Below are 26,068 nucleotides of genomic sequence, written 5' to 3' on the forward strand. Positions count from 1 at the left end.
ATGGGGGACGGTTCGACGCGGGTGCTGCTCGGCGACGACCACGCGATCTTCGTGGACGCGCTGGTCTCTGCGCTGTCGGTGCGCGGGTTCCCGGTGGTCGGCACCGCCGGGTCGCTCGCCGCCACGGTCGCGGCGGTCGGCAGGCTCGCGCCGGACATCTGCCTGCTGGACCGGTTCTTCGGCGACGGCGACGGCGTCGAACGCCTCGGCGAGGTGCGCGCGGCCGGGCCCGGGACCAAGGTCGTGGTGCTCACCGCCGACGGCGACGCCCGGGGAGTGCGCGGTGCGCTGGCCGCCGGGGCGGCCGGCTACGTGAACAAGATGTGCGGCCTGGAGGTCCTGCTCGACGCGCTCACCGCCGTCACCGCCGGGGAAACCGTGGTCTCGCTGGCCGCCACCCGCGTCCCGGCCCAGCAGCAGCGCGGCGAGGCCCTCGACGCCCGCAGGCTCGCCTCCTACCTCACCGCCCGCGAGCGCGAATGCCTCGGGATGCTCACCGAGGGCGCCCAGACCGCGAAGATGGCGAGGTCCCTCGGCGTCTCCCCGGCCACCGTTCGCACCCACGTGCAGGCGGTCCTCACCAAGCTCGGCGTCCACTCCCGCCTGGAAGCGGCCTCCCTCGCCCTCCGCCACGACCTCCTCGCCCCCGCCGACGGCTGACTGGCGCGATCGGTCTCGCGGCCGGAGGCGCGAACGTGCGGGGCACCGGTGCGCCGTCAGGTCAGGGTCGCTTCGACCAGGTGGGGTCCGGGGGTGGTGCGGGCGCGGTGCAGGGCGGCCACGAGCTCTCCGGCGGTGCTGGCGCGGGTGGCCGGGACGCCGAAACCGGTGGCCAGCGCCACCCAGTCGACGCCCGGGGCGCCGAGGTCGGTCATGCCGGTGGCCGACCGGCCGGGTTCGCGCACGCCCGCGCGGTGGAGCTCGGCCTCCAGGATGCGGTACCGGGAGTTCGCGCAGAGCACCGTCGTCACGTTCAGGCCCTCCCTGGCCTGCGTCCACAGCCCCTGCGGCGAGTAGGCGGCGCTGCCGTCGGCCTGCAGGCCGATCACCGGGCGGTCCGGGCAGGCCAGCGCGGCCCCGGTGGCCACCGGGATGCCCATGCCGATGGCCCCGCCGGTGAGGCCGAGCTCGGTGTGGGCGGGCGCGGCGGCGGCCAGCTCGGGGTAGGCCGCGGAGGAGGTGATGCCCTCGTTCACGACGATCGCGCCCTCGGGTTGGGCGAGCGCGACGGCGGCCGCGAGCGACTCGGCGGTCAGCGCTCCCTCCGGCCGCACCGGCTCGGGCCGCTCCCGGGCGGGTGGCCCGGCGGCGGCGCCGACGGCCTCGGCCAGCGCCGCGAGTGCGCCGAGGGCGTCCTCCTCGGCCGTCGCCAGCGGGTGAACCTGGACGTGCCCGGGGACCGGGACGCTCGAACCGCCCGGGTAGCCGAAGAACGACACCGGCACACCGGTGCCGACCAGCACGAGGTGGGTGAACTCCGCGAGCACCGCGGAGACGTCCTCCGGGAAGTAGGGCAGCGAGCGCGCGACGGGCACGTCCGGGCCGCGCTCGATCCGCGCCGGGCTGCCCTCGGCGAACACCTCCCCGCCGACGGCGGCCGCGACGCGGGCCGCGTCGCGCAGCCCGGCCGCCCCCAGCGCGTCTCCGCCGAGCAGCAGTGCGGGCCGCGCCGCTCCCGACAGCAGCCGCGCGGTCCCCTCGATCCGCTCGTCGTCCACCCCGGCCGGGCGCGGATCCGGCAGCGGGCCGGGGGCACCCGCCGCCCGCTCCCACTGGTGGTCGGCGGCGACGACGAGGGTCGCGGGCATCCGCTCGCGCAGCGCGGCCTGGTGGGCCACCAGGAAGTCGGCCCCGGTCGTGGCGGCGCTGGTGGTGCGCCCGACCCAGCCGGAGACCGGTCGGGCCAGGGATTCGATGTCGGAAGCCAGCGGGGCGTCGGCGGCCTGGTGCCAGGTGGCGTGCTCGCCGACCACGTTGACCACCGGGGTTCGGGCGCGGCGGGCGTTGTGCAGGTTCGCGATGCCGTTGGCCAAGCCCGGTCCGAGGTGCAGCAGCGTCATCGCGGGGCGTCCGCTCATCCGCGCGTAACCGTCGGCGGCGCCGGTCACCACGCCCTCGGCCAGGCAGAGCGCCGTCCGGATGCCGCCCACCGAGTCGAACGCCGCGACCAGCGGCAACTCTGTGGTGCCGGGATTCGCGAAGCACACCTCGACCCCGGCTCGCCCCGCCGCCGCCAGCAGTCCCTCCGCACCGTTCACCCGGTTCTCCTCTCCTCGGCCGCCCCGATCATGCTCCAGGTGGTCGGCCTCGCGAACAAGCACCGGGGCCGCCGGTAGGGTGTCCCCGGACCGTGAAGGAACGTGATGGCAGGCGAATGCGGAACGTGAGACTGGGGCGGCGGAGCCTGCTGTCCTTGATGGGTGCGGCGGCGGTGGGCGCGGCCGCGAGCGCGTGCGGGCGGGCGGACTCCGGCGCCACGGCGGAGGTGCCGTTGCGCAGGCCGGTGCCGCGCACCCCGGCGCCGACCGGGCCCGCGCTGGTCGTCGAGACCGAGCGGTCCTACTACCGCGATACCGACGTGCAGCTCATGTTCGCCTTCCCGAACGGGATGGAGCGGACCGAGAACCTGCCCATCGTGCTGTACCTGCACGGCCGGGACGGGATGAACCCGACGCCGATCCCGTACGGCACGCTGAGCTCCCTGGAGACCGAGTACGCGGGCGGCTCCATCCCGCCGTTCGGCCTGCTCGCCGTGGACGGCGGGTTCAACTCGTACTGGACCGACGGCTCCGCCAACGGCGATCTGCAGAGCATGTTGCTGGAAGAGGTGCCGGCCTGGCTGCGCGCCCGCGGGCTCGGCGACCGGGACGGGTTGCCGTTCGCGGTCGCGGGGATCTCCACCGGTGGGTTCGGCGCGCTGAACTACGCCGCGGAGCGCAACGAGGTCGGGCTGCCGGTGGAGGCGGCGGCGCTGCTGGCGCCCGCGCTGCCGGTGACCTGGGAGATGATGCAGGAGAAGGGCGTGTTCGCCACCGAGCAGGAGTGGCACGCCGCGGACCCGCTGCGCCACACCGACCGGCTCGGCGAGACCCCGGTCGGCATCTGGATCGGTGACGTCGACGTCTACCTGGAGGGCTCCGAGCAACTGGTCCAGGAGTACGCCAACACCCCGGTGATGTCGGTGGTGCCCGGCGGCCACGACGGTGGCGTCTTCGACGTCGTCGGCGGCGACATGCTCCGCTTCCTGGGCACCGGGGTTTCCGCCGAGGGCTGAGCCGCTTCGCCCGAGCGGGAGACGCGCGGCCCCGGGCGGTCAGTCCGGGCGGTGCGCGATGAGGTGCTCCAGCAGGACGCGGGTGAGGCGTTCCGGGGCCTGCTCGGGCAACCAGTGCGAGACGTCCTCCACCATCTCGAAGCGGTAGTCGGCCTCGACGTGGTGCTCGGTGGCCAGCGCGGCCGCCGAGCCGAGCGCGGCGTCCTCGGTGCTCCAGACGTACAGCGTGGGCACCCGGACCGGTCCCGGCGATTCGCTGAACTTCGCCGCCCGGTACCAGTTCAGCGCCGCGTCGAGCGCCCCCGGTTCGCTGAAGCGCTGCACGTACTCCTCGACGTGGCTCTCGGGGACGCAGCGGTCGAACATCCGCCGCAGCCGCCGCGCACCGTCCTCCAGCAGCAGCCGGTCCGAACCGGGGCGGCGGAACACCTGCATGTACTCCGAGCGCCGCTGCTGGTCCTCGTCCTCGCGCAGCGCCCGCCCGAAGGCGTCCGGGTGCGGCACCGACACGGCGGTCAGCGTGGTGAGCCGGTCGGGGTGCGCGGCGGCGAACGTCCACGCCACGGCGGCGCCCCAGTCGTGCCCCACGAGGTCGAAGCGCTGCCAGCCGAGGCGGTCGGCGATGGCGAGCACGTCACCCACCAGCTCCTCCATCCGGTAGTCCGCGACCTCGGTCGGCCGGACGCGGGGGGAGTAACCGCGCTGGTCGGGGGCGACGGCGTGGCAGCCCGCGCCACCGAGCACCGCGAGCTGCTCCCGCCACTCGATCGCGGACTCCGGGAAGCCGTGCAGCAGCAGCACCGGCCGGTCGCCCTCCGAGCCCGCGCTGAGCGCGTCGAAGGTGCCGGCCTCGGTGGGAATCTCGATGTAGTCGGCCACGTCCCGCACTGTAGGGGACCGGCCCGACGCGCCGCGCGAGCCGGACGCGCGAACGGCCCGCCGGTGGTCGGCGGGCCGTTCGGTGGCGTGCTCATTCGGCGAGCCGGTAGCCCCAGCTGCCCTCGTGCACGTCGCCTGGACGCAGCACGATCAATCCGTCACCGGTGACGAAAGCGTTGGGCGCGCACGTCATCGGCTCCACGGTGATCCCGGAGCGGGGTGGGCGGTCGGCCTCCGGGGAGTCGTCGGTGTAGACCTGCAGGTAGTCGTGCGCGCGGTCCACCCACAGGTGCACCTCGCCGTCCGCCCGTCCGAATCGGACGGTCGCGTTGCCCGCCGCGTCCCGGGCCAGGCCGGTGAAAGCGGTGTCCATGACGGTGGCGCCGATCGGTCGCGCGGTCCGGTAGTCGAATTCGCTCCCAGCGACGGGCGCGGTGCCCGTCGGGATGAGCCGGTCGTCGGTCACGTAGCGGGTGTCGGCGGGCAGTTCGAGGACGACGTCGTCGAGGGCGCCGGTGCCCGCCGCCAGGTAGGTGTGGTTGGCGGTGGCGAACGGCGCGTTGCGCGGCCCGGTGTTGCGCGCGGTGAGCGTGCTGCGGATGCCGCCGGACTCCAAGGCGAACTCGATGCGGAACGCCAGCTGGAAGGGGTAGCCGTAGTGCGGGTGCAGGACGTGCTCCAGCACCACCGAGTCCCGGCCGTGGTGCGCCGGGGTCCACTCGGTGAAGCCCATCAGCCCGTGCAGCGCCGCTTCCCGCGCGGGCTCGTTGATCGGCACCTGCAGCCGCTCGCCCTCGAACTCGTAGCTGCCCCGATCGATCCGGTTCGCCCACGGCAGCAGCGTCTTGCCCTGCCAGCCCTCGCCGAGTTCGTCGGCCGGGTGGGTCAGCAGCATCTCGGTGCCGTCGACCTGCCAGGACAGCAGGGTCGCGGCGACCCCGGCCACCACGGCGCGGTGGCGGCCGGAGCGCAGCTCGTAGAGCCTGCCGTGCAGCGAGTCCCCCGCGGGGGTGGCCGAGGCCCGGCCGGATCCCCCGAAGGACGTCCCGGCGGCCGCGAGCCCGGCCGTTCCCGCCGCGGCCAGCGCCGCTCCGCCCAGTGATCGCCTGCTCCACGCGCGGGGCGTGCCGTGCTCCTGGGACATCGCCGTCCTCCTCGTTGCGGAATGCCCTCCGGCGAGGGGATCCCCGGCCGGCCGGGGGACCGGCCGGGGATCGGGTCACCGCGGCGTGCCCGCGTCGATCACGGCCCGGTTGGCCGCGCGCACCGCGTCCAGATCGGGCTTGAGGATCGCGCGGTCGTAGGTGAAGAAGCCGTTGACCTCGTTCTCCACGTCGGTGGTCTGGGTGTAGACCGAGGCCGACAGCCCCTTCTCGCCGATGATGCGCACCAGGTCGTCGTGCACCTCCTGGTAGCGGCGGGTCAGGTCCTCGCGGGTCTCGACGATCTCGTACGAGGAGGGCTCGCCGGGCCACAGGTGGCCCTCCTCGACGAGCCCGAGCCCGCCGTACTCGCCATCGACCGACGCGCGGTCACCGGTGACGTCCGGGGCGCCGGGGCCGACGTAGGTGTGGTCGTCGTAGATGTGCCCGGCGCCGGTGTCGGGCAGCGAGTCGCAGCAGTTGACGCCGCTGGCGGGGTTCACCAGGCGGGTCGGGTCCTGGGCCTGGACCCGCTCGGCGACGCGAGCGGTGTCGAACTCGCCCCAGCCCTCGTTGAACGGCACCCAGGTCACCACGGACGGCGCGTTGCCCAGCTGGTCGATGATCTCGGCGGCCTCGGCCTCGAAGTTCGCCTTCGCCTCCTCGTCCGGGGTCTGGCCGTTGACCAGTGCCGGGATGTCCTGCCAGACCAGCAGCCCGAGCCGGTCGGCGTGGGCGTACCAGCGCGCGGGCTCGACCTTGATGTGCTTGCGGACCATGTTGAAGCCGAGCTCCTTGGTCCGCTCCAGGTCGAAGCGCAGCGCTTCGTCGGTGGGCGCGGTGAAGATGCCGTCCGGCCAGTAGCCCTGGTCCAGCGGGCCGTGCTGGAACAGGATCTCCCCGTTCAGCGCGAGCCGCGGCCTGCCCCGCTCGTCCTCGACGAGCCCGATCGAGCGCATCCCGGCGTAGCTGCCGACCTCGTCCACCGGCTGCCCGTCGTCGCCGAGCAGCCGCACGGTGAGGTCGTAGAGGAACGGGTCGTCCGGCGACCACAGGTGCGGATCGGTCACGTCGAGCCGCACGTCCTGCCCGGACTCGCCGGTGGCGCGGGTGACCTCACCGCCGCCGGGCTCGCTGAGCACGACCTCGACCTGCCCGCCCCGCGAGCCCTCGGCGCGCACGAGGAGGCCGTTCGACGACAGCTCCGGGGTGATGGCGAGATCGGTGATGTGCGCGTCCGGGACCGGTTCGAGCCACACGGTCTGCCAGATGCCGGAGGCGCCGGTGTAGAAGATGCCGCCCGGCTCGTTGCGCTGCTTGCCGACCGGGAAGGGGTTCGCGTCGTTGCGGTCCTCGACCGAGACGCTCAACCGCTGCGGGCCGGAGCCGGTGACGGCGTCGGTGATGTCCGCGCTGAACCCGGTGAAGCCGCCCTGGTGGCTGGCGACCTCGCGACCGTTGACGCGGACGGTGGCCTTCTGGTCCACGGCGCCGAAGTGCAGCAGCAGCCGCTGCCCGGCCCAGTCGGCGGGCACCTCGAAGTCCCGCTCGTAGAGCATGTGGTCGTCGTGGCGCTGAACGCCGGACAGCCCGGACTCCGGCGGGTACGGGACGAGGATCTCCTCGGATGTCTCGGACGGCGGAGCGGCGGCACCGGCGAACTCCCACACCCCGTTGAGGTTCTGCCAGCGCTCGCGGGTCAGCTGCGGACGCGGGTACTCGGGCAGGGCGTTGCCGGGGCCGACCTCGTCGGTCCAGCGGGTCGCCAGCGGTGGTTCCTTCGGTTCCCATGCGGCGGGGGACGCCTGAGCGGGCATACCGGTCACGGTAGCGAGCACGGCGGCGCCGATCGCGGCTCCGACGCGGAACCGGACAGGTGATCGGCGGGTCAACGCGCGACGGTGCACGTGGCCTCCTGGTGGATTCGAACCGGCGGGAGGGGGACGACCTCGGGCGGCCTCGCGTCGATCGGTGCTGGCCCCCGGTGTCGCGGAGTCGGAATTCCGGGATGCGCCGGAAAAACCGGACGAAAGCGAAACCACAACAAGCAACAAGAATGACCACGAGCGCACGTGAAGTCAACGGCACCAGCCGAATGCCCGCGCATCGGAGCAACCCCGTGGATCTGAACGGTGGTGCCGGTTAGGTTGGGCGGCGAGCAGTGGATCGTCCGAACCGGACGGTGCGCGGCGGCCCCGAGTCGAGGAGGACGCGGACATGCCCCAGCCTGCCGGACCCACCACCCCCGGTGGCGTCGAGTTCCTCGCCGCGCGAGACCTGCTGCTGCGCCACCGCGAGGACTACGCGGCGGCCCGCGCGGAGTTCAACTGGCCGCGACCCGCCGAGTTCAACTGGGCGCTGGACTGGTTCGACACCATCGCCGACCGGCAGGACCGGGTGGCGCTCTGGATCGTCGAGGAGGACGGCGCCGAGCGGAAGCTGTCCTTCGGGGACCTGGCGCGGCGCTCGAACCAGGTCGCGAACTGGCTGCGCGAACGCGGCGTCGGCCGCGGCGACCGGCTGATCCTGATGCTGGGAAACCAGGTGGAGCTGTGGGAGACCATCCTCGCGGCGATGAAGCTCGGCGCGGTCATCATCCCCGCCACCCCGCTGCTGGGACCGGCCGACCTGCGCGACCGGGTGGACCGCGGCGCCGCCCGGCACGTGGTGACCACCACCGAGCACGCCGCGAAGTTCGCCGAGGTCCCCGGGGGCTACACCCGCATCGCGGTCGGCGGTGCCGAGGGCTGGCACCGCTACGCCGACAGCGACTCCGCTCCGGTGGAGTTCACCCCGGACGGCCCCACCCGCGCCGACGACCCGCTGCTGCTCTACTTCACCTCCGGCACCACCGCCCAGCCGAAGCTGGTCGAGCACACCCACGTCTCCTACCCGGTCGGGCACCTGTCCACGATGTACTGGATCGGGCTGGAACCGGGCGACGTGCACCTCAACATCTCCTCGCCGGGCTGGGCGAAGCACGCCTGGAGCAACGTGTTCGCGCCGTGGAACGCCGAGGCGACGGTGTTCATCCACAACTACGCCCGGTTCGACGCGGCCGCGCTGCTGCGCGAGATGCGGCGCTGCGGGGTGACGAGCTTCTGCGCGCCACCAACGGTGTGGCGGATGCTCATCCAGTCCGACCTCACCGCGCTGGCGACCCCGCCGCGCAAGGTGCTCGGCGCCGGTGAGCCGCTGAACCCCGAGGTGATCGAGCAGGTCCGCCGCGCGTGGGGCGTGACGATCCGGGACGGTTACGGTCAGACCGAGAGCAGCGTGCAGGTCGCCAACACCCCGGGGCAGGAGCTCAAGCCGGGCTCGATGGGGCGGCCGCTGCCGGGTTTCGAGGTGGCGCTGCTCGACCCGGCGACCGGGCAGGAGGCGGCCGAGGGCGAGATCTGCCTGCGGCTGGACCCGCGTCCGGTGGGACTGATGACCGGGTACGCCGACGACGCCGAGCGCAACGCGGAGGTGCTGCGCGGCGGTCACTACCACACCGGGGACGTCGGCTCCCGCGACGAGGACGGCTACATCACCTACGTCGGGCGCACCGACGACGTGTTCAAGGCCTCGGACTACCGCATCTCCCCGTTCGAGCTGGAGAGCGTGCTGCTCGAACACGAGGCGGTGGCGGAGGCCGCGGTCGTGCCCTCGCCGGATCCGATCCGGCTCGCGGTGCCGAAGGCGCACGTGGTGCTCGCCGCGGGGTGGGAGCCCGGCGCGGAGACCGCCCGTTCGATCCTGGCGTTCGCCCGGGAGCACCTGGCCCCCTACAAGCGGGTGCGGCGCCTGGAGTTCACCGAACTGCCGAAGACGATCTCCGGCAAGATCCGTCGCGTCGAGCTGCGGCGGCACGAGGAGGAGATCCACGGGAGCACGGAACCCGCCGGGGAGTACCGGGAGGAGGACTTCCCGGACCTCAGGTCCTGACCCGGGGGACGCGTGCGGCTGCCTGATCAGCGCGTGCGGCGGCCCCAGGAGCGGAGAACCTGAGCCGACCTGGTCCGGCGGCGGAGTCCGCGCGGTCCACGAGCCCGGGCCGCGCGAGGTGACCCTCCGCCGAGGCCCCGGAGCGTGAACGTCGACGAATCCGGCTCGGTCGGTGGCCGGCGGGCGCGGGCGCCCGACCCCGCCCAGCCGCGTCCCGGCGTCGCGCCCGGCGACTCGGGGGTGTCTTCCGACACGGGCTCGGAGGCCGCGCCGCGATCCGGCGGCGGCAGGAGCCGCGTTCCGAAATCCGGGTCCGGTCGCGAGCGGGGGAGGGCGGCGAATCGACGCCGGATCCCATGACTCGCCTTTCTCCCGATCGTCAATTCCGCGCCGGATCCTCCCCGAAAGAGCAGTTCCCGAAAAGCGCGGATGAGTCGGATCACCGCACTGGATCGATCGCGCGGGCCGTGCGATGACCGCTCTCTCCGCATTCGCGAGGACGCACCGCGGGGTTCCGGGTCCCGGCCCGGTCCGCGGGAGCAGGCGGGGGCCGCTCGCGCGGGCGCGTTCCGGCGGTGGTGCCGCCGTTCGAGTGGGTGGGGCGGCGGAGGATCGGACCAGTGGGGCCGTGCGCTGCGGTGACCGTGGGCGACGAGGGCGCGGCCGGCTGGATCGGAGCGGTGCCGGCGAGGCGCCCAGGGCGGCCCGGGCCTGGGGAAGTCCCCGGAAAAGTCCACCCAGGTCTGGTCTCGCAGCGGTGAGGCTCGTAACATCCGGAGCCCCCGGACCGATTCCACCGGCGCAAAAAGGGAAATCAGTCCCTCCCGCGAGCCCCCTCCTCGGAGTTTTGTGGGCATTCGCGGTTGCGCTATTCGATGTGGTCGTGGTAAGTGCTGCGGTCGCGATCATACACACGTCACCGCCGCCGCGCACTTATGCGATCGTGACATGCTCGCAAAAAGCCCGGAAAAGGCGCTGGTGGCAGCGCATTTTTTCACCCAGGGTGACGGCGCGAATCACGCTTATATCCCATTGCTGTGATCAGCGTCACTTCTCGATGAGCTTGCTTCGGCAACTCATTCGCATAGGTTGGTGACTCGACGCACGAATTCGCGTCGAAGCCGGTCGGCAATGGAGCCGGCTGAGTGCGAGGAACCGGCGCAGGTGCGCGGCCTGATTTTCTTCGGCCGCCCACGCCGGTGTGGAACTGCCGCCTTATTCGAGTGGCGGCCCCGCACGACCGCGAGTTGATCTCGGGGCGGATTCGCGCGGACCTGATGTGGTGCATGAGGCGCATGACCAACGCGAGCGGTGGGAGTGAAGCATGGCCAAGAGCGTGGACGACCTGGCGCGACACGGTGCACGCAATGGCGCGGTCGAGGACGCGGCCGAACTGGTGGCCCGCGAGGAGCAGGTCTTCGGCGACAATCCGTTGGAAGTGCGCGAATCCGATCACTACACGCACGAGTACGTGGGCGGGTTCGTCGACAAGTGGGACGACCTGATCGACTGGAAGAAGCGCTACGAGAGCGAGGGGCGCTTCTTCGTCGACCAGCTCAAGGCGCGCGGCGTGGAGTCCGTGCTGGACGTGGCGACCGGGACCGGTTTCCACTCGGTGCGCCTGCTGGAGGAGGGCTTCGAGACGGTCAGCGCTGATGGCAGCCCGCAGATGCTGGCCAAGGCCTTCCGCAACGGCCTGGACTACGGCGGGCACATCCTGCGCGTGGTGCACGCCGACTGGCGCTGGCTCAACCGCGACGTGCACGGTGAGTACGACGCGATCATCTGCCTGGGCAACTCGTTCACGCACCTGTTCTCCGAGCGCGACCGGCGCAAGGCGCTCGCGGAGTTCTACGCGATGCTCAAGCACGACGGCGTCCTGATCATCGATCAGCGCAACTACGACTCCATCCTGGACGACGGGTTCTCCAGCAAGCACACCTACTACTACGCCGGTGACGACGTATCCGCCGAGCCGGATTACGTCGACGAGGGGCTCGCTCGGTTCAAGTACACGTTCCCGGACAAGAGCGAGTTCTTCCTCAACATGTACCCGTTGCGGAAGAATTACGTCCGGCGTTTGCTTCGCGAGGTCGGATTCCAGCGAATCGACACCTACGGCGATTTTCAGGAAACCTACGCCGACGGGGACCCGGACTTCTTCATCCACGTCGCGGAGAAGAACTACCGCACCGAGGACGATCTCTCCGACATGTATTCCACGGCGGTGCACACCGCTCGGGACTACTACAACTCCGAGGACGCGGACAACTTCTACTACCACGTGTGGGGAGGCAACGACATCCACGTCGGCCTCTACAGCTCCCCGGACGAGGACATCGACGCCGCCTCCCGGCGCACCGTGGAGCGCATGACGAGCAAGGTCGAGATCACACCGCGGACGCGGATCCTCGACATCGGCTCCGGGTACGGTGGTGCGGCGCGCTACCTCGCCCAGACCTACGGCTGCAAGGTGGCCTGCCTCAACCTCAGCGAGGTGGAGAACGCCCGCAACGTCGAGTTCAACCGCGCGGCGGGCCTCGACCACCTCATCGAGGTCAAGGACGGCTCCTTCGAGGACATTCCGTTCCAGGACAACGCCTTCGACCTGGTGTGGTCGCAGGACGCGATCCTGCACAGCGGGGACCGGGAGCGGGTCCTGGAGGAGGTGACCCGGGTGCTGGGCAAGGGCGGTTCGTTCGTGTTCACCGACCCGATGGCCGCCGACGGCGCTCGCAAGCAGGACCTCGGCCCGATCCTTGATCGGCTGAACCTGGACACTATGGGTTCGCCCGGGTTCTACCGGCGCGAGCTGGCCCGCCTGGGCCTGCAGACGATCGACTTCGAGGACCTCAGCTCGTACCTGCCGGTGCACTACCAGCGGGTGCTGGATGTCCTCGAGGCACGCGAGTCCGAGCTGGCCGACCGGATCGGTGAGGAATATCGCACCAAGATGAAGCGAGGCCTGCGTGCCTGGGTGGAGTCCGGTAACGCCGGAAGCCTGGCATGGGGCATCATTCACGCCCGTGCATGATCATAAATGGTGCGCACGGCCGGTCCCGCTGGGCCGGTCGGCGGGATGCCAGTGAGTGGACACTCATGACATTCCTGCTGCCAGTGCGCAAGGATCGAAGCCGCCAAAGAAGCTGAGAGGTGAGGTTGAGCCGTGAGTGAGATCAACCGCAGGTTGTTCACCAGCGAGTCGGTGACCGAGGGTCACCCCGACAAGATCTGCGACGCGATCAGCGACTCCGTGCTGGACGCGATGCTGGCGCAGGACCCGCGCTCCCGGGTGGCGGTGGAGACGCTGGTGACCACCGGTCAGGTGCACGTGGCCGGTGAGGTCACCACCGACGCCTACGTCGACATCCCGACCATCGTCCGGGAGAAGATCCTGGAGATCGGGTACGACTCGTCGGCCAAGGGCTTCGACGGGAACTCCTGCGGCGTGAACATCGCCATCGGCGCGCAGTCCCCCGACATCGGGCAGGGCGTCGACACCGCCCACGAGAACCGCGTCGAGGGCGTCATCGACGAGATCGCCAAGCAGGGCGCCGGTGACCAGGGCCTCATGTTCGGCTACGCCTGCAACGACACCGACGAACTCGCGCCGCTGCCCATCACGCTCGCGCACCGGCTCTCCCGCAGGCTCACCGAGGTCCGCAAGGACGGCACGCTGCCCTACCTGCGCGCCGACGGCAAGACCCAGGTCACCATCGAGTACGCCGGTGACCAGCCGGTGCGCCTGGACACCGTGGTGCTGTCCACCCAGCACGCCGAGGAGATCGACCTCGACACCACGCTGTCCAAGGACATCAACGAGAAGGTCATCGCCCCCGAGCTGGAGCGCGTCGGCCTCGACACCACCGACCTGCGGCTGCTGATCAACCCGACCGGCCGCTTCGTCGTCGGTGGCCCGATGGGCGACGCCGGCCTGACCGGACGCAAGATCATCGTGGACACCTACGGCGGCATGGCCCGCCACGGCGGCGGCGCGTTCTCCGGCAAGGACCCGTCGAAGGTGGACCGCTCCGCGGCCTACGCGACCCGCTGGGTGGCGAAGAACGCGGTGGCCGCCGGGCTGGCCGGCCGCATCGAGGTCCAGGTGGCCTACGCCATCGGCAAGGCCGCACCGGTCGGGCTGTTCGTGGAGACCTTCGGGACCGAGAACGTGGACCCGGTCAAGATCCAGGCCGCGATCAACGAGGTCTTCGACCTCCGTCCGGCCGCGATCATCCGGGACCTGGACCTGCTGCGCCCGATCTACGCGCAGACCGCGGCCTACGGCCACTTCGGCCGCAGCGACGTCCAGCTGCCGTGGGAGAACACCGACCGTGCCGACGCGCTCAAGAGCGCGGCCGGCCTCTGATCAGGAACATGCGGCCGCGCGCACGGGCCGCCGCGGGGCGTGGCACGGCCGCGCCCCGCGGCCCGGTGCGGGGCAGGTTCCGAGAAGTTCGCGAGACCGGTGACCGACGATGTCACCGGTCGTCCGAGAGGGAGTTGTTGCAGTGCGGATTGCGGTGACCGGGTCGATCGCGACCGACCACCTGATGTCCTTCCCGGGCAGGATCGCCGAGCAGCTGATCGCCGATCAGCTCGAACAGGTGTCCCTGTCCTTCCTGGTCGACGAGCTGGAGGTGCGCCGCGGCGGGGTCGCGGCCAACATCACCTTCGGCCTGGGCAAGCTCGGGGTCACCTCGCTGCTGGTCGGTGCCGTCGGGCAGGACTTCGAGGAGTACCGCGCCTGGCTGGAGCGCCACGGCGTCGACACCGCCTCGGTGCACGTCTCGGAGACCAAGCACACGTCCCGGTTCCTGTGCACCACCGACCAGGACTTCAACCAGATCGCCTCGTTCTACCCGGGTGCCATGTCCGAGGCGGCGGAGATCCGGCTCCAGAGCATCGCCGAGCGCGTCGGCGGCCTGGACCTGGTGGTGATCTCCGCGAACGACCCGGACGCGATGGTGCAGTACACCCGGGAGTGCCGCGACCGGGGTTACCGGTTCCTCGCCGACCCGGGCCAGCAGCTCGCCCGGATGGACGGCGAGGCGGTGCGCGAGCTCGTCTCCGGTGCCGAGTACCTGTTCACCAACGAGTACGAGCACGGCCTGCTGCTGCAGAGCACCGGCTGGAGCCACTCCGAGGTGCTCGCCGAGGTCGGCAGCTGGGTCACCTCGCTCGGGGCCAAGGGCGTGAAGGTGGAGTCGGCCACCGCGGCCACCTTCGAGATCGCGCCCCCGAAGGAGAAGCAGAAGGGCGACCCGACCGGCGTCGGCGACGCCCTGCGCGCCGGGTTCCTCGCGGGCCTGTCCGGCGGGCTGGGCGTGGAGCGGGCGCTGCAGCTCGGCTGCACGCTGGCGACCGTCTCGCTGGAGACGGACGGCCCGCAGGAGTACGACGTCGAGCGCGAGTCCTTCCTCGCGCGCATCGGTGAGGCCTACGGCGACACGGCCGCTGCCGAGATCGGTTCGAAGCTGCGCTGAGCCGCGGGGCGGTACCGGGGTGCTCCCCGGTACCGCCCAGGCGAGCACACTGGAGGTTCGGGCGTGGCGCAGGCAAGCGTGGGAAGAGGCAACGGCATGAATGGGGTCAACACGAACGGCGACACCGGCTCGGGCCGGGATCCGAGCGGATTCCTGACCGCGCTCGGCGAGCGCGTGCTCGTCGCGGACGGCGGCATGGGCACCGCGCTGCAGGGTTACGACCTGTCGCTGGACGACTTCGCGAACCTCGAGGGTTGCAACGAGATCCTCAACGAGACCCGGCCCGACGTGGTCTCGGGGGTCTACCGCGGCTTCCTGGAGGCCGGATCGGACGCGATCGAGACCAACACGTTCGGCACCAACCTCGCCAACCTCGGCGAGTACGGCATCCCGGAGCGCATCCGGGACCTCGCGGAGAAGGGCGCCCGGCTGGCCAGGGAGGCCGCCGACGAGTACGCCACGAAGGACAAGCCGCGCTTCGTGCTCGGCTCGATGGGGCCCGGTACCAAGCTGCCCACGCTCGGCCACGCGCCCTACGCGGACCTGCGCGACGCGTACGTGGAGAACGTGCTGGGGATGCTCGACGGCGGCATCGACGTCGTGCTCGTCGAGACCTCGCAGGACCTGCTGCAGACGAAGGCCGCGATCGTGGCGGCCAAGCGGGCGATGGCGCGGACCGGCCGCTGGCTCCCGATCATCGCCCAGGTGACCGTGGAGCAGACCGGCACCATGCTGGTCGGTTCCGAGATCGGTGCCGCGCTGACCGCGCTGGAGCCGCTGGGCATCGACCTGATCGGCATGAACTGCGCCACCGGCCCCGCCGAGATGAGCGAGCACCTGCGGGTGCTGGCGCAGCACGCCCAGATCCCGATCTCGGTGATGCCCAACGCGGGCCTGCCCGAGCTCGGCCCGAACGGCGCGGTGTACCCGCTCCAGCCCGACGAGCTCGCCCAGTCGCTCGCCGGGTTCGTCACCGACTTCGGCGCGCGCCTGGTCGGCGGCTGCTGCGGCACCACCGGCGAGCACGTGCGCGCGGTGTCGGAGGCGGTGGCCGAGCTGACCCCGCGGCCGCGCACCGCCGAGGTGATCCCCGCGGTCTCCTCGGTGTACCAGTCGGTGCCCTTCGAGCAGGACGCCAGCATCCTCAACGTCGGCGAGCGCACCAACACCAACGGCTCCAAGAAGTTCCGCGAGGCCATGCTCGACGGCCGCTACGAGGACTGCGTCGAGATCGCCAAGGCGCAGACCCGCGAGGGCGCGCACATGCTCGACCTGTGCGTGGACTACGTGGGCCGCGACGGCGCCGACGACATGCGCGAGCTGGCGAGCAGGCTCGCCACCGCCTCCACGCTGCCGATCATGGTGGACTCGACCGAGGCCGCCGTGATCCAGGCCGGGCTGGAGCACCTCGGCGGGCGCTGCGCGGTGAACTCGGTGAACTACGAGGACGGCGACGGTCCGGATTCGCGGTTCCAGAAGGTCATGGCGATGGTGCGCGAGCACGGCGCCACCGTCGTGGCGCTGTGCATCGACGAGGAGGGCCAGGCCCGCACCGCGGAGTGGAAGCTGCGGATCGCCGAGCGGCTGATCGCGGACATCACCGGGAACTGGGGCCTGGACGAATCGGCGATCATCATCGACTGCCTGGTCTTCCCGATCACCACCGGCCAGGAGGAGGTCCGCCGGGACGGCATCGAGACCATCGAGGCCATCCGGGAGCTCAAGCGCCGCCACCCCCGGGTGCAGACCACCCTGGGCCTGTCCAACGTGTCGTTCGGCCTGAACCCGGCCGCGCGCCAGGTGCTCAACTCGGTGTTCCTCAACGAGTGCCGCGAGGCCGGCCTGGACTCGGCGATCCTCAACGCCTCCAAGATCCTGCCGATGAGCAAGATCGAGGACGAGCAGCGCCAGGTCGCCCTCGACCTCGTCTACGACCGGCGTGCCGAGGACTACGACCCGCTGCAGAAGCTCATGCAGCTGTTCGAGGGCAAGACCGCCTCCTCCACCGGTGCTTCCCGCGCGGAGGAGCTGGCGAAGCTGCCCCTGTTCGAGCGGCTGGAGAAGCGGATCGTCGACGGCGAGCGCAACGGCCTGGAGGCCGACCTCGACGCGGCGATGCGGGAGAAGGCGCCGCTGCAGATCGTCAACGAGAACCTGCTCGCCGGCATGAAGGTCGTCGGCGACCTGTTCGGCTCCGGTCAGATGCAGCTGCCGTTCGTGCTCCAGTCCGCGGAGACCATGAAGTCGGCGGTGGCCTACCTGGAGCCGCACATGGAGAAGGACGACTCCGGCGGCAAGGGCAAGCTGCTGCTCGCGACCGTCAAGGGCGACGTGCACGACATCGGCAAGAACCTCGTCGACATCATCGTGTCCAACAACGGCTACGACGTCGTCAACATCGGCATCAAGCAGCCGGTGAACGCCATCCTGGACGCCGCGGACGAGAACCAGGTCGACGTGATCGGCATGTCCGGCCTGCTGGTGAAGTCCACCGTGATCATGAAGGACAACCTGCGGGAGATGAACGAGCGCGGCATCGCCGCGAAGTACCCGGTCATGCTGGGTGGCGCGGCGCTGACCCGCTCCTTCGTGGAGAACGACCTCGACGAGCTCTACCAGGGCGACGTCCGCTACGCGAAGGACGCCTTCGAGGGCCTCAACCTGATGGACCGGCTGATGTCCATCAAGCGCGGTGACGCCCCGGAGATCAACGAGGCCGAGGAGGCGAAGAAGGCCGAGCGCAAGGAGCGCCACGAGCGCTCCAAGCGGATCGCCGAGAAGCGCAAGGCCGAGCAGGGCCCGGTTCCGGACCTCTACGACGACTCGGTCCGGTCCGACGTGGACACCGACGCGCCGGTGCCCACGCCGCCCTTCTGGGGGTCGCGGGTCGTCAAGGGCGTGCCCACCGCCGACTACCTGGCGCTGCTCGACGAGCGCGCCACGTTCTTCGGCCAGTGGGGCCTGCGCGGCGCCCGGAAGGGCGAGGGGCCCTCCTACGAGGAGCTCGTCGAGTCCGAGGGCCGCCCCCGGCTGCGCTACTGGATGGACGAGCTGGCCACGGCCGGCATCCTGCAGCACGCCGCGGTGGTCTACGGCTACTTCCCGGTGGTCACCGAGGGAAACTCGGTGATCGTGCTGGACAAGGAGGAGCCCGACGCCGCCGAGCGGACCCGGTTCACCTTCCCGCGCCAGCAGCGCGACCGCAGGCTCAGCCTCGCCGACTTCTTCCGCAGCAGGGAGAAGGCCGAGGAGACCGGTCAGGTCGACGTGCTGCCGATGCAGCTGGTGACGATGGGCCAGCCCATCGCCGACTACGCCAACGAGCTGTTCGCCAAGAACTCCTACCGGGACTACCTCGAGGTGCACGGCATGGGCGTGCAGCTGACCGAGGCGCTCGCCGAGTACTGGCACCGCAGGGTGCGCCGGGAGCTGCTGTGGTCCAGCGGCCGCTCGGTGTCCGACGAGGACCCCCGCGAGGTGACCGAGTTCTTCAAGCTCGGCTACCGCGGCGCCCGCTACTCCTTCGGCTACGGTGCCTGCCCGGAGATCGAGGACCGAGCCAAGATCGTCGAGCTGCTGGAGAGCGAGCGGATCGGCGTGCAGCTCTCCGAGGAGTACCAGCTGCACCCCGAGCAGTCCACGGACGCGATCGTGGCGCACCACCCCGAGGCGAAGTACTTCAACACGTGAGGCCGGGGGCGCGGACCAGCGGATTGATCATCGGCGGTCCGCGCCCGAAGCCGCCCGAACCCGAGCAGGGAAAACGCCCTGGCAGGGATGGAACCCCAGCGGGGAACTCTAGAAAGGAAATCATGAGCGCGAAGCTGCAGAAGGCCAACGGCATCGAGTTCGCCGTCGCCGACCTGGGTCTGGCCGAGGCCGGCAGGCACCAGATCCGGCTGGCCGAGCACGAGATGCCCGGTCTGATGGCGACTCGCCGGGAGTACGCGGACGCCAAGCCGCTCAAGGGCGCGCGGATCGCAGGTTCGCTGCACATGACGGTGCAGACCGCGGTGCTCATCGAGACGCTGGTGGAGCTCGGCGCCGAGGTCCGCTGGGTGTCCTGCAACATCTTCTCCACCCAGGACGAGGCCGCCGCGGCCGTCGTCGTCGGCAAGAACGGCACCGCCGACAAGCCCGAGGGCGTCCCGGTCTTCGCCTGGAAGGGCGAGACCCTCGAGGACTACTGGTGGTGCACCGACCAGCTGTGGGAGTTCGGCGACGGCAAGGTCGCCAACATGATCCTCGACGACGGCGGGGACGCGACCCTGCTCGTGCACAAGGGCGTCGAGTTCGAGGCGGCCGGCGCGGTGCCGCAGGCCACCGACGACGACCCGGAGGAGTTCAAGGTCGTCCTGTCGACCCTGCGCGCGAGCCTGGAGCGGAGCAAGGACCGCTTCACCAAGCTCGCCGCCGAGATCAAGGGCGTCACCGAGGAGACCACCACCGGCGTGCACAAGCTCTACGAGCTGGTGAAGTCCGACGGGCTGCTGTTCCCGGCGATCAACGTGAACGACTCGGTCACCAAGTCGAAGTTCGACAACAAGTACGGCTGCCGCCACTCGCTCGTCGACGGCATCAACCGCGCCACCGACACCCTCATCGGCGGCAAGGTCGCCGTGGTCTGCGGCTACGGCGACGTCGGCAAGGGCTCGGCGGACTCGCTGCGCGGCCAGGGCGCCCGGGTGATCGTCACCGAGATCGACCCGATCTGCGCGCTGCAGGCGGCGATGGAGGGCTACGAGGTCAAGACCCTCGACGACGTCGTCGAGATCGCCGACATCTTCATCACCACCACCGGCAACTTCGACATCATCACCGCCGACCACATGGCGAAGATGAAGCACCAGGCCATCGTCGGCAACATCGGCCACTTCGACAACGAGATCGACATGGCCGGCCTGGAGAAGACCCCCGGCATCAAGAAGGTCGAGATCAAGCCGCAGGTGCACGAGTTCACCTTCGCCGACGGGCACTCCATCCTGGTGCTGTCCGAGGGACGGCTGCTGAACCTGGGCAACGCGACCGGGCACCCGAGCTTCGTGATGTCGAACTCGTTCACCAACCAGACCCTCGCGCAGATCGAGCTGTGGACGAAGCCCGGCGAGTACGCCAAGGACGTCTACGTGCTGCCCAAGCACCTCGACGAGAAGGTCGCCCGGCTGCACCTGGACGCCCTCGGCGTGAAGCTCACCAAGATGACCAAGGCGCAGGCCGAGTACATCGGGGTGGACGTGGACGGCCCGTACAAGCCGGACCACTACCGCTACTGATCGCTGCCCCGCCGACCGCCGCCGCCCCGCCCGGGGCGGCGGCGGTCCCCGGCAGTCACGCAACTCCCGTCGAGCGGCGGCCGCGCCGCGCTCGAATCCCGATTTCCGGCAGCGCGGCGCCCCGAGCGGCCGACGTGCGGTGACCGGCGAGGAAGGAAGACCTGAGGCCGAGATGAACACGATCGCACTCGAAATGGCACCGCCCGATCTCGACGGTGGACACGAGAAGGCCGTGGAGGAAGGCCGCAAGGTGGCCGCGAACAGCCGCGCCGCCGGGCTCGCCGACCGCATCGGGCACCTCATGATCCCGGGCATCATCGCCGAGGACGACGACCGTCCGATCGAGATGAAGCCGAAGATGGACGTCATCGACTTCTGGAACGCGGTTCGCCCCGAGATCGGCGACGTGAAGGGCCTGTGCACCCAGGTCACCGCGTTCCTCGACAAGCAGCAGCTGGGGGAGCGACTGGTCCGCCTGCGCGACGCGGGCATGGAGGGCATCGCGTTCGTCGGCGTCCCCCGCACCATGGCCGACGGCGAGGGCGGCGGGGTGCCGCCCACCGACGCGCTCACCCAGTTCCAGGACGTCGTCCCGAACCGCGGCTCGATCCTGATCCCCACCCGCGAGGGCGAGCACGGCCGGTTCAACTTCAAGTGCGAGCGCGGCGCGACCTACGGCATGACGCAGCTGCTGTACTCGGACGCGATCGTCGGGTTCCTCCAGGACTTCGCGGCGAAGACCCCGCACCGGCCGGAGATCCTGCTGTCCTTCGGCTTCGTGCCCGGCGTCGAGGGCCGTCGCAAGCTGATCGACTGGCTCATCCAGGACCCGGGCAACCCGCTGGTCGAGGCCGAGCAGCGCTTCATCGCCTCCATCACCGACCTCAGCTTCGAGCAGCGCAAGCAGAAGCTGCTCGACGTCTACAAGCGCGTGCTCGACGGCGTGGCGGAGCTCGGCTTCCCGCTCAGCGTTCACTTCGAGGCGCCCTACGGGTACTCCAAGCCCGCGTTCGAGGTCTTCGCGGCGATGTTGGAGCACTGGTCCCCGGAAGACTGATCTCCGGCTGCTGGACGAGCTGCCACCGCGGTGCCGCGGCGGAACCTCAGCTGCTTCCTCGCGCGGCTCCTCGCGTGGACAGCCATTTCCTCGCGGGGCATCCACCAGAAGCGGATCCCGCGGCGAGGTAGCGGCTGAGGGCTCGCGGCGGTGCTGGGCGCCCCATCATCGGCTTCAGCCGCTGGTGGGGCCAGGGCACCGGCGTGCCGCCCCCAGCTCAGCGGCCCAGGTGGGCGGCGACGTCGGCGATGTCGGCGGGGGTGACCCGGCAGCAGCCGCCGACCAGCATCGCGCCGTCGTCGATCCACCCGGCCACCAGCGCCGCGTCGAAGCCGGACGGCCCCGTCCACACCTGGTGGACGGCGTCCCAGCGCTCGCCGCTGTTCGGGTAGACCACCACCGGCTTTCCCGTCACCTCCCGGGCGATCGGCACCGCGCGGGTCGCGTCGGCGGGGGAGCAGCAGTTCACCCCGACCGCGAGCACGTCGTCCCGGTCCGCCGCGACGGCGAACGCCTCCTCCAGCGGCTGACCGGCCCGGGTGCGGTCCCCGGCGATCGTGTAGGACAGCCAGGCCGGGACGCCGATCCCGTCGAGCGCGTCGAGCAGCGCCGCGCCCTCCGCCACGTCCGGCACCGTCTCCAGCGCGAACAGGTCCGGTCCGGCCTCGGCGAAGATCCGCATTCGGGCCCGGTGGAACGCGACCAGCTCGCGGTGGCCCAGGCCGTAGCGCCCCCGGTACTCCGAGCCGTCGGCGAGCATCGCCCCGTACGGCCCGACCGAGGCCGCCACGAAGCGGCCGGTGCGCTGCGGCGCGGTCTTGTCGACCCGCTGCGGCACCGGCGCCAGGTGCGCCGCCTCCTGGGCGAGCTCCACGCTGCGCCGCATCAGCTCCGCCGCCTGCTCCCGGCCGATCCCGTGCGCCGCGAACCCCTCGAAGCTCGCCTGGTACCCGGCGGACTTGGCGACCTCCGCCCCGGCCGCGAAGAAGTCCTCGTGCGTGGCCACGATCTTGTCCGGCGCGTCGACCAGGTACCGGGCCGACCACAGCCCGCCGGAGAGGTCCGCGCCCCGAGCCTCCAGCGCGGTCGCCAGCCCGCCGTCCAGGATCCGCGGCCCGTCCTGGAACAGCTCCTGCACCCCGATGCCCATCCCCGCACGGTAATCCCTCGCCGCCCCGCGCTCCCGCCCGCGAGCGCGTGATCCACCTCGCGCCGCGCGGCGCGCACCAGGTGCGCCACCGCCCCTCGGCGATGGGGCGGGGCGCAACCCGTCGGCCCGCGCGGAGCCCCGGCCACCACCCCGGAACCACGCCGGGGAGCGGTGCGGTAGCGGGGTGGGAGCGGTGGTCCGAGCGGGGGAGTCCGCGCGGGGCTGGAGCGGGCCGTGGCGGGAGACCCCCGCGCGACGGTGGCCTCGCTGGAACCCGTGCGGGCGGAGGCCGCGAAGGGCTCGAACCGGTGGCGGGATGTCGCCAGGGTGCTCCTGGAGCCGTGCCGGCGGCGCGATCATCGCCGCATGACCGCCTCGACCACCGCCAGGATCGCCGTCACCTTCGCCGCCGCGCTCGCGGCAACCCTCGCGCCCGCGGGGACCGCGCAGGCCGCCACCGCCTACTGCGAGAGCCTCACCGAGACCTCCCACCCGGACTGGATGGCCGAGTTGTCCGATGACACCAGCCTCGCCGCGCTGTCCGTCCCCGGCACCCACGACACGCTCTCCCTGCACGGCGGGGCCATCACCCAGACCCAGGAGGACCACGGCGACAGCGCGGAAACGCTCACCGCGCAGCTCGACGCCGGGGTCCGCGCCGTCGACATCCGGGTGCGCCGCGTGGACGACCTGTTCACCATCCACCACGGGACCTTCTACCAGAACGCCAACTTCGCCGACGTGCTGGCGAAAGCCGGGGACTTCCTCGCCGACCACCCCGGCGAGACGATCCTGATGCGGCTCAAGGCCGAGTGCACCGGTGAACTCGGATCCTGCACCGACGAGAACAGCGACAAGGACACCGCCGAGATCCTCGACTGGTACCGGGACAACGACCCGAACGGCGGACTGCTGCACAACCCCGCCGAGGACGGGATGCCCGAACTCGGCTCGGTGCGGGGCAAGATCGTGCTCGGCTCGTTGCAGGAGGCCCAGGGCGGGCTCGTCGACGGATACGGGCTGTCCCAGTTCACCGACGACAACTGGGGCGAGTACGTGCAGGACGAGTACGAGGTGCCCACCATCGGCGACATCGACGACAAGTGGAACCACGTGCGCGACCACTGGGACAAGACCAACGACGCCGACTCCGGCGAGATGTTCTGGAACTTCAGCAGCGGCTCCAGCCTCGGTGCCGTCCCGAAGACCGTCGCCTGCGGCACCGGTGACGTCCGCGGCGTCAACGATCACGCCCTCGACCACCTCGGCGGCAACGACGTCCCCCGCACCGGCGTCGTGCTGATGGACTTCCCCGGCGCCGAGCTGATCGACGAGATCATCGCCCGCAACTCCTGACCCGGCCGAGATCTCGCGCGACATCGCCCCCGCCGCGTCCGAGGCAGCCGCCGCGCTGACGTGCCGCGGCGGGAGCGCGATCTCGCGCGAGACCCTCCCGGCTCCGGATCGGACTCGGGGCGCGAGGTCGGACGAGGCGACAGGAGGCGGTCACGGGGCCGCGCGGGTTGGAGGAACGGCGGCCCGGGTACTCGGCGGTCAACGCACACCGAGCCTCCGGAGGACCGCGATGCCGGCGAAGACCGCCAACGGACCGACCCTGATGCCCGAGACGGAGCGGCTCGCGACCGGCAAGAACTTCGCCTCCGTCGCCACGATGCTGCCCAGCGGGCGGATCCAGAACCAGGTGATCTGGGTGGACGTCGAGGACGACCAGCTGGTGCTCAACACCGAGACCCACCGGGCCAAGCACCTCAACGTCGAGCGCGATCCGCACATCACCGTGCTCATCCGCGACGAGCAGGATCCCTACCGCTACGCGGAAGTGCGCGGGCGCGTCACCCGGACCACCGCCGACGAGCGGGCCCGCAACCAGGTCGACGAGCTCGCGCGCAAGTACCTGGGCAGGGACTACCCGCCGGAGGCGATCAAGTCCGAGCGGGTGACCTTGTGGATCACTCCGGAGCGGCAGACGTTCATCGATCAGAGCAACGGCGTCGCGGACTGAGAGACCCCCCCCTCGGCGATCGGCCGCCGCGGTCTTCGCGGCCGGGTGAGGGCGTTGCGACGGCTGCCCACTGGATCCCCCCGGTCGAGCAACGATGATGGATGTGATTCCGGTGCCATTGGGGGGACTGCATGTCCGAGAAGTGGCACCGAAGCTCCCGCAGCGGGTCCGTGGGCAACTGCGTCGAAGTGGCGAGCCGCGCGGGGATGATCCTGATCCGCGACTCCAAGCAGCCGCACGGGGCTCGGCTGCGGGTGCCGCCCGAGCGGTGGCGGAGGTTCCTCCTCGTGGTCGGCTCCGAACGGTGGCGCCGTCCCTGACCGTCCGCGCGCCACCGACCCGGCGCTGGGGCCCTGTTCGTCCACCGGGTTAACGTGGGGTCCGGTCGGGTGAACGGAGGCGCGGATGGACACGGAGAGCACGCTCGCGGCGCTGCGAGCGCGGTTGCCGGAGCAGCGGTTGGTGACCGACCCGGAGTCCCTCGGCCGCTACGCGCACGACGAGGCGGAGTGGGCACCGCACGGCACCCCGGCCGCCGTGGTCCGCCCCACCAGCACCGAAGACGTCGTGGCCGCCGTGCGGGTCTGCGCGGAGCTGGGGGTGCCGGTGGTTCCGCGCGGCGCGGGCACCGGGCTCTCCGGCGGCGCGAACGCCCTGGACGGTTGCGTGCTGATCTCGTTCGAACAGCTGAACTCCGTACTGGAGATCAACCCGCGCGAGCAGCTCGCCGTCACCCAGCCAGGCGTGATCAACGACGACTTCCGTGCCGCCTGCCGCGAGCACGGCGCCTGGTACCCGCCGGATCCGGCGAGCTCCCCGTGGTCGACCATCGGCGGCAACGTGGCCACCAACGCGGGCGGCGTGTGCTGCGTCAAGTACGGCGTGACCCGGGACTACGTCCTGGGCCTGGAGGCCGTCGTGGGCTCGGGCGAGGTGGTCCGGCTCGGGCGCCGCACCGCCAAGGGCGTCACCGGGTACGACCTCTGCGGGCTGTTCGTCGGCTCGGAGGGCACCCTCGGCGTCATCACCGAGATCACCGTCAAGCTGTTGTCCGGCGTGCGCGCCCCGGAGCGCACCGTGGTCGGCTACTTCGACTCGCTCATCGACGCGGGGGAGGCCGTCGCGGCCGTCGCCGCCTCCGGGGTGGTCCCGTCGGCGCTGGAGCTGCTGGACCGGCACTGCCTGCGCGCCGTGGACGAGTGGAAGAACATGGGACTCAGCGCGGAGGCGGAGGTGCTGCTGCTCGGGCGCTCCGACACCCCCGGTGCGGCCGGGGAGCAGGAAGTCGCGACGCTCGTCGAGTGCTTCGAGAAGGCCGGCGCCACCTTCAGCGCCGCCTCGACCGATCAGCACGAGGCCGACGCCCTGTTCGCCGCGCGCAGGCTGGCCTACCCGGCGCTGGAACGCCTCGGCCCGCTGCTGACCGAGGACGTGTGCGTGCCGCGTGCGCTCGTGCCGGACATGCTCGCGAAGGTCGAGGCCGCCGCCAGGCGGCACGACACCCGCATCGCCAACATCGCGCACGCGGGGGACGGCAACCTGCACCCGCTGATCATCACTCCTGCCGGCGACGACGCGGCGAAGCACCGGGCGCAGCGCGCGTTCGACGACCTCGTCGCCGACGCGATCTCGCTCGGCGGCACCGTCAGCGGCGAGCACGGGATCGGGCTGCTCAAGCGGGCCGGGTTGCACGACGAGTTGGGCCCCACCGTGGTCGGCATGCACCACGCGGTGAAGAACGCCCTGGACCCGGCCGGGATCTTCAATCCGGGCAAGGTCTTCGGCGACCCCGGCCGGTGACCCGCCCGCGCTCTCCGCACCCATGAACGACGTGTTCCGGGGTGCGAGCCGACC

At 71.2% G+C, this 26,068-nt stretch carries 18 protein-coding genes; 13 read left to right on the forward strand and 5 right to left on the reverse strand.

All coding sequences use genetic code 11. From position 1 onward, the window contains the following. Positions 1-660, forward strand: coding sequence for a LuxR C-terminal-related transcriptional regulator (locus tag ACL03H_RS03235; protein WP_412809530.1), 660 nt, complete (start codon positions 1-3; stop codon positions 658-660). Between the two features lie 56 nt (positions 661-716). Here ACL03H_RS03235 and ACL03H_RS03240 read toward each other — a convergent pair whose 3' ends face one another. Continuing rightward, the gene (locus ACL03H_RS03240) at positions 717-2,258 is read right to left on the reverse strand and encodes an acetolactate synthase large subunit (protein WP_412809531.1); all 1,542 of its coding nucleotides are present in this window, start codon (positions 2,256-2,258) and stop codon (positions 717-719) included. Between the two features lie 116 nt (positions 2,259-2,374). On the opposite strand from ACL03H_RS03240, the gene ACL03H_RS03245 reads away from it, so the two are divergent. Then, on the forward strand, positions 2,375-3,274 hold the full coding sequence (locus tag ACL03H_RS03245) for an alpha/beta hydrolase-fold protein (protein ID WP_412809532.1): 900 nt from the start codon (positions 2,375-2,377) through the stop codon (positions 3,272-3,274). Positions 3,275-3,313: 39 nt separating this feature from the next. On the opposite strand, the gene ACL03H_RS03250 is transcribed toward ACL03H_RS03245, so the two are convergent. The 3 genes from ACL03H_RS03250 to ACL03H_RS03260 all read right to left on the reverse strand — a co-directional run bounded on the left by ACL03H_RS03250 (position 3,314) and on the right by ACL03H_RS03260 (position 7,112). Further along, positions 3,314-4,153: an alpha/beta fold hydrolase gene (locus tag ACL03H_RS03250; RefSeq protein WP_412809533.1), complete on the reverse strand. Its 840-nt coding sequence runs from the start codon at positions 4,151-4,153 to the stop codon at positions 3,314-3,316. 91 nt (positions 4,154-4,244) lie between these two features. Next, a complete protein-coding gene (locus ACL03H_RS03255) occupies positions 4,245-5,297 on the reverse strand; it encodes an aldose 1-epimerase family protein (RefSeq protein WP_412809534.1) in 1,053 nt (350 codons plus the stop codon). A gap of 75 nt (positions 5,298-5,372) precedes the next feature. Next, a complete protein-coding gene (locus tag ACL03H_RS03260) occupies positions 5,373-7,112 on the reverse strand; it encodes a glycoside hydrolase family 2 protein (RefSeq protein ID WP_412809535.1) in 1,740 nt (579 codons plus the stop codon). A gap of 400 nt (positions 7,113-7,512) precedes the next feature. Here ACL03H_RS03260 and ACL03H_RS03265 point away from each other — a divergent pair, with 400 nt between their 5' ends. The 7 genes from ACL03H_RS03265 (at position 7,513) to ACL03H_RS03295 (ending at position 21,041) form a co-directional block, all read left to right on the forward strand. Beyond that, positions 7,513-9,225 (forward strand): AMP-binding protein, encoded by a 1,713-nt coding sequence (locus ACL03H_RS03265; RefSeq protein WP_412809536.1) that lies wholly within the window; start codon positions 7,513-7,515, stop codon positions 9,223-9,225. A 1,324-nt stretch (positions 9,226-10,549) separates the two neighbouring features. Continuing rightward, a complete protein-coding gene (locus ACL03H_RS03270; protein ID WP_412809537.1) occupies positions 10,550-12,259 on the forward strand; it encodes a glycine/sarcosine N-methyltransferase in 1,710 nt (569 codons plus the stop codon). 132 nt (positions 12,260-12,391) lie between these two features. Continuing rightward, positions 12,392-13,594 carry a methionine adenosyltransferase gene (gene metK / locus ACL03H_RS03275; RefSeq protein ID WP_412809538.1) on the forward strand — a complete coding sequence of 401 codons (1,203 nt, stop codon included), beginning with the start codon at positions 12,392-12,394 and terminating at the stop codon, positions 13,592-13,594. 142 nt (positions 13,595-13,736) lie between these two features. Next, complete coding sequence (locus ACL03H_RS03280) at positions 13,737-14,711, forward strand: carbohydrate kinase family protein (protein WP_412809539.1); 975 nt, start codon at positions 13,737-13,739, stop codon at positions 14,709-14,711. 96 nt (positions 14,712-14,807) lie between these two features. Further along, positions 14,808-18,401, forward strand: coding sequence for a methionine synthase (gene metH / locus ACL03H_RS03285; protein WP_412809540.1), 3,594 nt, complete (start codon positions 14,808-14,810; stop codon positions 18,399-18,401). Between the two features lie 122 nt (positions 18,402-18,523). Further along, a complete protein-coding gene (gene ahcY, locus ACL03H_RS03290) occupies positions 18,524-19,984 on the forward strand; it encodes an adenosylhomocysteinase (protein ID WP_412809541.1) in 1,461 nt (486 codons plus the stop codon). A 172-nt stretch (positions 19,985-20,156) separates the two neighbouring features. After that, positions 20,157-21,041: a mycobacterial-type methylenetetrahydrofolate reductase gene (locus ACL03H_RS03295; protein WP_412809542.1), complete on the forward strand. Its 885-nt coding sequence runs from the start codon at positions 20,157-20,159 to the stop codon at positions 21,039-21,041. A 217-nt stretch (positions 21,042-21,258) separates the two neighbouring features. On the opposite strand, the gene mmuM is transcribed toward ACL03H_RS03295, so the two are convergent. Further along, positions 21,259-22,191: a homocysteine S-methyltransferase gene (gene mmuM, locus ACL03H_RS03300; protein WP_412809543.1), complete on the reverse strand. Its 933-nt coding sequence runs from the start codon at positions 22,189-22,191 to the stop codon at positions 21,259-21,261. Positions 22,192-22,557: 366 nt separating this feature from the next. Here mmuM and ACL03H_RS03305 point away from each other — a divergent pair, with 366 nt between their 5' ends. From ACL03H_RS03305 to ACL03H_RS03320, 4 genes are all read left to right on the forward strand, one after another. Beyond that, positions 22,558-23,547, forward strand: coding sequence for a phosphatidylinositol-specific phospholipase C (locus ACL03H_RS03305; protein ID WP_412809544.1), 990 nt, complete (start codon positions 22,558-22,560; stop codon positions 23,545-23,547). Positions 23,548-23,776: 229 nt separating this feature from the next. Next, positions 23,777-24,214 (forward strand): PPOX class F420-dependent oxidoreductase, encoded by a 438-nt coding sequence (locus ACL03H_RS03310; protein WP_412809545.1) that lies wholly within the window; start codon positions 23,777-23,779, stop codon positions 24,212-24,214. A 131-nt stretch (positions 24,215-24,345) separates the two neighbouring features. Then, positions 24,346-24,534 carry a DUF397 domain-containing protein gene (locus ACL03H_RS03315; protein ID WP_412809546.1) on the forward strand — a complete coding sequence of 63 codons (189 nt, stop codon included), beginning with the start codon at positions 24,346-24,348 and terminating at the stop codon, positions 24,532-24,534. Between the two features lie 85 nt (positions 24,535-24,619). Beyond that, complete coding sequence (locus ACL03H_RS03320) at positions 24,620-26,014, forward strand: FAD-binding oxidoreductase (protein ID WP_412809547.1); 1,395 nt, start codon at positions 24,620-24,622, stop codon at positions 26,012-26,014. Positions 26,015-26,068 lie beyond the last annotated feature (54 nt).

It is taken from the genome of Saccharopolyspora antibiotica, assembly GCF_047200635.1.
In the GTDB taxonomy this organism is placed as follows: domain Bacteria; phylum Actinomycetota; class Actinomycetes; order Mycobacteriales; family Pseudonocardiaceae; genus Saccharopolyspora_C.